The organism is Candidatus Jidaibacter acanthamoeba (assembly GCF_000815465.1).
Classification (GTDB): Bacteria; Pseudomonadota; Alphaproteobacteria; order Rickettsiales; family Midichloriaceae; genus Jidaibacter; species Jidaibacter acanthamoebae.
Map to the genome: position 1 here is coordinate 1 of NZ_JSWE01000170.1, position 8,505 is coordinate 8,505.

The 8,505-nt window shown below is 29.9% G+C and carries 7 protein-coding genes and 1 pseudogene; all 8 read left to right on the plus strand.

The genetic code is table 11. From position 1 onward, the window contains the following. A pseudogene (locus NF27_RS13315) lies at positions 1-281 on the plus strand (ISKra4-like element ISCot1 family transposase); the annotation flags it as partial. Beyond that, positions 271-1,212, plus strand: a complete 942-nt coding sequence (locus NF27_RS07935) for an ISKra4 family transposase (RefSeq protein WP_053332693.1) — start codon at positions 271-273, stop codon at positions 1,210-1,212. The pseudogene NF27_RS13315 and the gene NF27_RS07935, both read left to right, overlap by 11 nt. Next, complete coding sequence (locus tag NF27_RS07940) at positions 1,178-1,690, plus strand: tyrosine-type recombinase/integrase (protein WP_053332694.1); 513 nt, start codon at positions 1,178-1,180, stop codon at positions 1,688-1,690. Before NF27_RS07935 ends, NF27_RS07940 begins: the two co-directional genes overlap by 35 nt. A 357-nt stretch (positions 1,691-2,047) precedes the next feature. After that, a complete protein-coding gene (locus tag NF27_RS07945) occupies positions 2,048-4,780 on the plus strand; it encodes an NB-ARC domain-containing protein (RefSeq protein WP_039458031.1) in 2,733 nt (910 codons plus the stop codon). Between the two features lie 5 nt (positions 4,781-4,785). Beyond that, positions 4,786-5,031 carry a hypothetical protein gene (locus NF27_RS07950; RefSeq protein ID WP_039458034.1) on the plus strand — a complete coding sequence of 82 codons (246 nt, stop codon included), beginning with the start codon at positions 4,786-4,788 and terminating at the stop codon, positions 5,029-5,031. Between the two features lie 131 nt (positions 5,032-5,162). Further along, complete coding sequence (locus NF27_RS07955) at positions 5,163-7,532, plus strand: tetratricopeptide repeat protein (protein ID WP_039458037.1); 2,370 nt, start codon at positions 5,163-5,165, stop codon at positions 7,530-7,532. Between the two features lie 328 nt (positions 7,533-7,860). Continuing rightward, positions 7,861-7,983 carry a hypothetical protein gene (locus NF27_RS13185; protein ID WP_275574619.1) on the plus strand — a complete coding sequence of 41 codons (123 nt, stop codon included), beginning with the start codon at positions 7,861-7,863 and terminating at the stop codon, positions 7,981-7,983. A 25-nt stretch (positions 7,984-8,008) separates the two neighbouring features. Beyond that, a complete protein-coding gene (locus NF27_RS11340; RefSeq protein WP_239647834.1) occupies positions 8,009-8,371 on the plus strand; it encodes a transposase in 363 nt (120 codons plus the stop codon). Positions 8,372-8,505: the final 134 nt, after the last annotated feature.

Consider the following 8,505-nt stretch of genomic DNA (forward strand, 5'->3'; position numbering starts at 1 on the left):
CTGCTGAAAAAATTTGTAGTTGTTGTAATAAAAAGCTTAGTTTAAAAGGTTATCACCCGCTTGTGTATAGAACTCTTTTTGGGAAGATTTCGATAAAGAGTCCCAGGTTTTATCAATGTAGCTGCAAATCAAATAAGCAAATTAGTTTTAGCCCGTTACCAAAAATATTAAAAGAACGCATTTCGCCTGAGCTTAATTATTTACAGACTAAGTGGATATCATTAATGTCATATGGGATGACATATAAAACTTTTAGACGAAGTATTTCCAATGCAGACTAATATCTCTTCTATATTTTATAAGGCTCAAAAGGTAGCAAAACGTTTAGAAAGCGAGCTGGGTGAAGAACAGCATATGTATATAGAGGGCTGTCCGCGCGATTGGGAAAAATTACCGAAACCCGATATCCCCTTAACTATAGGAATAGACGGTGGCTATATCCATGCAAGAGAAGGTAATAATAGAAAAGCCGGATGGTTTGAAGCGATAGTGGGCAAGAGCTTACAAGACGATAGAGGTACAAAGAGATTTGGGTTTGTAGTAAATTACGATACCAAACCCAAAAGAAGGCTATATGAGATGCTAAAGAAACAAGGCATGCAGATCAACCAAGAAATGACCTTTTTATCTGACGGAGGGGACGTAGTTAGAGAACTACAAATGTACTTAAGCCCTTATTCAGAGCATATATTAGATTGGTTTCATATTACTATGAGGATTACGGTCATGAAGCAAGTAGCAAAAGGCCTCTCCTTAGAAGATGTGGGGCTGAAGCTAAATGTTGGGGATGAGCTGGATAGGATTAAGTGGTGTTTATGGAGCGGCAATGTATTTAAAGCCTTGAAAAAACTTGATTTTCTAAGGTTTGATTTGGAAACATTTTATGAGAAAAAGAAGAGCAAGGAATATAAGCTTTGGAAAATGATAGAAGAATTTTATGGTTATATTGAAGCTAATGAAGCATATATCCCTGATTATGGTGCAAGGTATGCATACGGAGAATCAATATCTACGGCCTTTGTAGAATCTACAGTAAATGAAGTTATAAGTAAACGGATGGTGAAAAAACAGCAAATGAGATGGAGTAAGGAAGGAGCCCATTTAATGATCCAACTTAGAACTAAAACATTAAATCTGGAGCTAAAAGAATCTTTTGCAAATTGGTATCCGGGCATGGATGGAGAAGAGCAACCTTTACCCATTGCCGCATGACTCACCCCCAGCTTTTGAATGGTCTCCAACAAGGCCAAATGAACTAGTAAAAATTAAAATTGATGATATCGATTTTGACCAATGCCAGATTAACATCATTGTAAGCAAGGGGAAAAAAGACCGAAAAGTACCGTTTCCTAATAGTTTTAAGGAAATATTAGCAATGCAGGTTAATAATATAGCAGGGAAAAATGGAAAATACTTATTTGAATCATCATGGAAGAAACCATATACTGATCGAGCAATACGTAAGATATTGGAAAAATATACCAAATTAGCAGGAATGGAGAGGTCAATATCGCCGCACAAATTGCGACATTTTTTATTAGCCTGGCTGAAAAGACAGGGAATTGATGACGCTCTCATCCAACCATACTCTGGGCATGAAACCAGGCAAGCCCTTGAAATTTACAGAAAATCATCCATTCGGGAGGCACAAAAAGAGTACGACAATGCGATCGGGAAATTTCCCACATAAATTAATTTATTTATTCTGTGGCGGCTGGTCGAGCGATCCTTCACACTCCGCCAATATGCTCATTACACAATACTAAATACTATGTAAGCTTTAAAAGTGCAAAAATTAAAAAAATTATTATTGAGGCGTTTACTTTAGAAATTATACTTTTATTTGATTTTAACTCACATAATTAATATATATTATATATATAATAATATAAAATAAGTTGTACATTTATGTATAATAAATAATGTTTATATAATTAAAATACTGAAATTATTGCAATTATCGACAAATTTAGCTACATAATAATATTAGCTAAAATTAAATTATTTAGGTATAAAATTTAATCAGTTTATCTAGAGAGTAACAAAAATGAGAAATATAAATTATCTTCCATCAAGATTATCAGTGAATAATATAGGATACCAACCTTGGAGATACTTATATAAGCAAGAACTGAATAGAAGTGCTATATTTTCTTGGAGTTTTTATAAGGGGACATATTCTAATCCAAATACTCCTGTACTAGTAACTCATAGTTATAATATTCCTACTTTATCCTTATCATCAAAAAGAATACCAAAAAGAATGTATAGCAAGTCTAGTGAGCATGAAAATTTGACAGTAGAACAAAAAAAGCAGAATAGTCTAATTGAAAAAATAAATGATTTTTTATTTAGCAGAATAGCCCATAATATACAATGGGGATTTGGGTTGTTTTCAACTGGCATAGGTTTGGTTTCTTTATATCAAATATATAATATTCGAAGAGAAGCAGAGGCTGAAAGGAAATTAGAACAAAAAGCAAGTATTATACCTGCAATAAATAATGAACCTAAATATGTTAAGAGAGAAGCAGTAATAGATACATTAGAAGAAAAATTTCTACAAGAAGGAGTTAATAACTCAATTAATATTATCACGTTACAAGGTGCGCCAGGTAGTGGAAAAACAGAAATTATAGCTCAATATGTCAATGATTATTGTAAAAAATTAAAGTTGCAAAATCATAAAGCAAAAGTAACTGTTAAAATTTTTGATGCCAATAAAATTCAAGACCAATATAAGGAATTTGCCAAAACACTTGGAATTAAAGAAGAAGAAAATGATACTACAACGACTAAAGAAGTAAGAATTAATATTAAAGCAATTGAAAAAGTTAATGCTGAATTAGCATTAAGAAGAAATTTTTTGGTAATTTTTGAAAATGTTGTAAACTATGCGCTAATTGAACAATACATTCCGTCCCGTATATATGAGCAAAGATTGTATAATGATAACGAAGTTGGGTATGATGATATAATGGGATATTATTCTAGAAAAAGAAACTCCAAAGAGGAAGAATACAAGATAAATGGACAAGTTATAATAACTTCATCTGAAGAATTAAAACATCCTAAACTTAGACCTATACTAAATATTAACTTAAATGCAGAAAATTTTAGGTTAACCAAGAATGAGGTAAATATGTTAATAGATAGTATTATTGGCAAAACACACCCTCTTTATGGAAAACACCGAGAACAAAAAAATGATTTAGCTGAGAAATTAGGATACTTTCCATTATGTATAAAAAGAGCAGCATTATATTTAAAAATGGAATCAGGAAAAGACACCTTCCTTGAAATAGAAAATTTTATAAAAAAATTATATGATACATTGCATTCAACAAATCCACATTTAAAACTCTCAGAGCAAAATACCAAAGAAACAATAGAGACACTAATCTCACAGCAAAATGCTATAGAGATAATAAATAATGGGATAAGTGCTCTTTTTTTTGAAAAATTGCATAGCAAAGAAGGAGAGGTTGAAAAATTATGTTTTAAAATAATGGCCTATATAATGTTATCTAGTAGACAAAAAGATTTTGATAAACATAAACTGAAATTTTTAACCTCTAATACAAGAGGTTTAATTGAAGCACTTGAACTTCTAACTGAGTATGGAGTGATTGAGGAAAAGAATAACGGTTTTTATATGCATGATATCATGCGACGTGATAATAGAAGGAAACAAGATGAATATAATAAAGAATTTGCTGAAGCTTTCAATACTATAGAACAAGAATCAGAGTGGTTGGGACTTGACTCTAAAAGTCCTCTCTATTTTTCTACTAGAGTTAAATGTGCGGCATATTATATAGTAAATGGCCAACATGAAAGATCTGAAGAAATGACGCGAAAAAATTTAGAAGAACTTCATAAATTAATAAATATAAATAAAGAAAGTAAAGACTTAGAATCAATATGTAAAGCACTAGCAGCAATAAATAATCAGTATCCTACCATATACGCTCAAACATTATATTATTTTGGAAGAACTAAATTTTATAAAAAAGAGGAATTTGAAGAGAACATATATAATGAAGCTTTAGAGAAGGCTGTTGAAGTTAGAGACATTATTGAAAAAGATAAAAATAACTTATATGATGATTATTATAATGATGATATCCCGCGCAAATTGGATACTACCATATTTAAACGTAGTGGTCGTCTGCAAATATTTTCTCGGCGGCACGATATGGAATCTTTAAAAATTGCTAAAAAAGGATTTAAAGAACTTATTAATGAAGAAGTTAAGTTGCTAGATAATGAGAAAGATAGTTTTAATAAGTCAACCTGCCTAAAAGAATTAAATTATGTATATTTAAGAATGTCTGGTTTAGATAAGTCTAGAGGAAGGGCGCATTATTATGAAAAAATTTATGATAATATTGGTGCTATAGAAAATCAAGAAGAACAAGTAAAGCAGTATATTGTTATAGCAAATAAAATATTTGAAGACTTGAAAAATAAGCAGGATAATAATATTGATTTAAAGTGGGTAGAAAAATTTCTTATAAATGCTTTAACATATTTACGTGTAAATAAATATGTTGTCTTACAATCAGAAGCAAATCTGGGACTTGCAGAATTATATAGATATAAGAGGTCTAACGGAGATTGTTTTAAGTTTGCTAAAAATTCAAATGATTTATTCAAGGAAATAGGTGAGAGTATAATCTCTGATGAAACTAGAAATAAATATTTGGACAAATCATGGGCTTTAATGGAAGAATGTAAACGAAAAGATGAAAGAAAAGAAGTAAGCATAACTAGGTGAGCTTTATGAAAGAAGAAATGGGTTTATATAATAAGACACTGACAAGAAGTGGCTTTGGGGATAACATAAAAAAAAGAAAAATTGTAAAAAGCCTTATCACTGCTTTTGAAGTTAACGATCAATTAACCCAAATAAAATTATTCAAATCTCTAGGGAATATTTATTTAAAAAAAAATGATTTTTTAACCGCTAATGTATTTTACAATTTTTCACTTTCAATATGTAATAATTCTAAAAAAAAAATCTTTTAATATTAATAGATTATTTAAAAAATAGTTTAGAAGAAAAGATAAAGCTTACTGAAAGAAAATTTATAGAATCTATTTTGCCTTTAACGCAAGTTATTAATATTTCACAAAGTAACTATACGTTTAAGGAAACGTTGTCAAATATACGTAATCAAGCTAGAAGAAAACTTTCCTTACAGCAGGTTTATCTAAGTCAGCTGAAAAAGCAACAGAAGAATGATTTAGAAACAAAAGAAGAAATTGAACAAATATTGGGTAGTAAAAGGTTATTAACTCAACAAATATATCAAGACATAAATACTCAAATAAAAATATTATTAATAAATTTAATTGAAGAAAGTAAGCAAAATTTAGGAAAGCCACCTTGTAAGTATGCTATTATGGGATTAGGTTCTTTGGCAAGGGATGAGGCGACACCTTATTCAGATATAGAATTTGCAATTCTTATAGAAGATATAACCCCGATATTAAATATAAAAAATAAGGAGTATTTTCGTATTTTAACTAAGTTATTACATTTAAAGGTACTTAATTTCGGGGAAACTACTCCAGATATTCATAATATTCCTTTTTTAAAAGGCATAAAATGTTCAATCCCTATGGGATTTTCCTTTGATGGTAGAGCTAATAAAGGATGTAAAACACCTCTTGGAAACTATCATATTTCTTATTTAGAAAATAATGAAAAATATGAATTAATCGCTACACCTAAAGAAATGGTAAGATTCCAGGAAGATTACTGGTTTAATATAGATCCACACTTACCTACCATATTAACTACTACAGTTCTTATAGACGGAGATGATTTTTTATTCAATGAATATATGATTAACTTAAAATATATTTTGGATAGACAAGTTAAAGAACCAACTTATTTTGCGCAAGTGAAGTTAAGAGAGAAAAGGGCTATTGAAGTATTACTCCAGGATATTAGCAGATTTGAACCTAACCTAGCCAAAGAAATTAAAAATGTAGGAAGAGTTTATAATATTAAATATGAGCTTTATAGATTACCAATAGTAGTATTAAGTGGACTTACCTTATATTTTAATTTAACAGCTAATAATTCATGGGATCGAATTAAAGAGGCTGTTGATCGAAAGCATATAACTATAGAAAGTGCTTCAAAGTTATTAGAAATTTTAGACCTAATAACTACCATAAGATTGGCAGCATACTTAAAATATGGACAACAAAATGAAGAATTAATTGTACAAAATTTTTCTTATTTACCTAATGACAATAGGTTTTATATTAGTTCTAAAGAATTGTATAAAATATATGCTGTCCTTTTCCCTTTAAACATTGTTATAAGAACAATGTGTAGAATTTGGATAGAAGAAAAAAAGATTTCCTCATTTACTTTAAATATCATACCCAATAACAATCTAACCAAAGGGCAAATTTGTTATAAGTTGTTATCTTACACGCAAGCAACTAAATTCTTTAAATTAGTATTAAATGAAAAGTTATTATCTACAGAAGAGATTTTAAATCTCCCAAATAATATTGTTTGTACAGCAATATACAGTAAATTAACACAAGTATATTATATGAGAGAAAAGTATAATAAAGCTGAGAAATATTGTAATTTTATATTGGGAGTAAATAAAGGAAGAATTGAGTATTCTGCGCTAATTGAAACCGCCTTAGCTTTAAACAGATTAGGTATGATATACTATTCAAAATATGAGTATAATAATGCAGTCGAAAAATTTAATGAAGCTTTGAAGATATATGAAGCTATTTATAATAAACAAAATTATGGGGATACTATTGCTGTTTTAAATAATTTAGGGATAGTATTAGGAAACTTAGGAGAATATAATAAGGCTTTAAATTATTTGAACCAAGCTTTAAAAGAATGTACATCTTTATGTGGTAATAATCACTCAAAAACAGCTTTTATACTTAATAATATCGGAGAAGTCTATATTGAGCTAAAAGATTATAAGATTAGCTTTTTATATTTACAGAGAGCACTGGAAATAGGAAAAATGATCCATGGTGATAATCATCAATTTATTGCTCCAATATTTAATAATCTTGCTATAGTTTACAATTCATTGTTTGACTATAAAGCTGGGATACAAAATTTAATCAATGCTTTTGAAATACAAAAAAGGTCTTTATTTCCTTCTCATACTTATAAAATTATACTTAATAATTTAGATGTTATATCTCAAGAGTATTCATTACAGAATACTCTTTTAAATAATGATTCTATATTAGAATGCCAATCCTTGTTACAAGCTTATAATACTTTAAGAGAGGTATTTAATCCTGTTGTTTCTACGACAATTTTAAGCAAGTCTGAAGAATTAAAAAGTATAGGGATTATGTTATGTGAATTTGAAGGTAATATGAAACAATGTTCGGTTGTTTTCCCAAAATATAAGCATTTAAAAAATCAACACGACCTACCTGTAGAACAACAATATTATATTACTAAAGTAATAAATAATAAATCTTTTCAAAACGAAATACCTATTCATAAATATTGATTTTTATTCTATTCGTTGAGTAAGAGCGACCCATTGCTGAGAGGCTCTCTTCAAAGAACGTAACGTGCGAGTTTCCCCGCATTACGCTCAGGCACTGATAAGGCGGCTTACGTACCACCCAGTAACGATGCGTCATTAGTGAAAGTTACCCTCTTTCCTCTCTTTTCAAAATATGTTTTGAAATTGGGATTAAAAGGGGAGTTGTTGCTTAAATCCGAATTGAGGTGCAAGTTTTACAAATATACTTAAAGAATTAAAATAAGAAGAGTAGTTTAAAGAGTTCAAGATAAGCATACTAGTAAGCTAAAGTATGAAGAAGTAAGTCGCCATGAAGAAAAGAAATAAAGGCAGAAGAAATAGTTATAGCAAGATAAAATACAAAGTAAATAACTGGAAAGAGTATAACCAATCACTAAAGAATAGGGGGATCACTTACCGTCTGGATAAATAAGGATATAGAGGAGTTATGGTATGCTATAAATGACAATATGTGTAAACGAGGACGCTTAACTTATTATTCTGATTATGCAATTGATATGATGCTAACATTACGTATGCTACTGAAGTTGCCGCTAAGGCAGACTGAAGGATTTGTTAAGTCTATATTTGAATTTATTAACGTTAAGCTTGAAGTTCCTGAGTTTAGCAGATTATCTAAAAGAGCTAAAAGTTTGCTTAAGAGAATAAAGTTACCTCAGTTAACTGCAAATGGATACTTGGTAATAGACAGCACGGGCATTAAAGTATATGGAGAAAGTGAATGGCTTATTTTCAAGCATGGAGGTGAAGTCAAAAGAAGGATATGGAGTAAGTTACACATAGGAGTTAGTGAGGAATGATTAATACTCTCGCGCATTATGACCAACCATGTGACTGATGACCGTAAGTGCTTAGAACATTTAATAAAGCAAGCGAATCAAGAGAAGATAGCTGAGGTTTTAGCTGATGGAGGTTATGATGGTAACAACACTTA

Coding starts and splice junctions, on each gene's coding strand:
- NF27_RS07940 (WP_053332694.1), top strand. CDS start 1,178: ATGGAGAAGAGCAACCTTTACCCATTGCCGCATGACTCACCCCCAGCT.
- NF27_RS07935 (WP_053332693.1), top strand. CDS start 271: ATGCAGACTAATATCTCTTCTATATTTTATAAGGCTCAAAAGGTAGCA.
- NF27_RS07945 (WP_039458031.1), top strand. CDS start 2,048: ATGAGAAATATAAATTATCTTCCATCAAGATTATCAGTGAATAATATA.
- NF27_RS07950 (WP_039458034.1), top strand. CDS start 4,786: ATGAAAGAAGAAATGGGTTTATATAATAAGACACTGACAAGAAGTGGC.
- NF27_RS13185 (WP_275574619.1), top strand. CDS start 7,861: ATGAAGAAAAGAAATAAAGGCAGAAGAAATAGTTATAGCAAGATAAAA.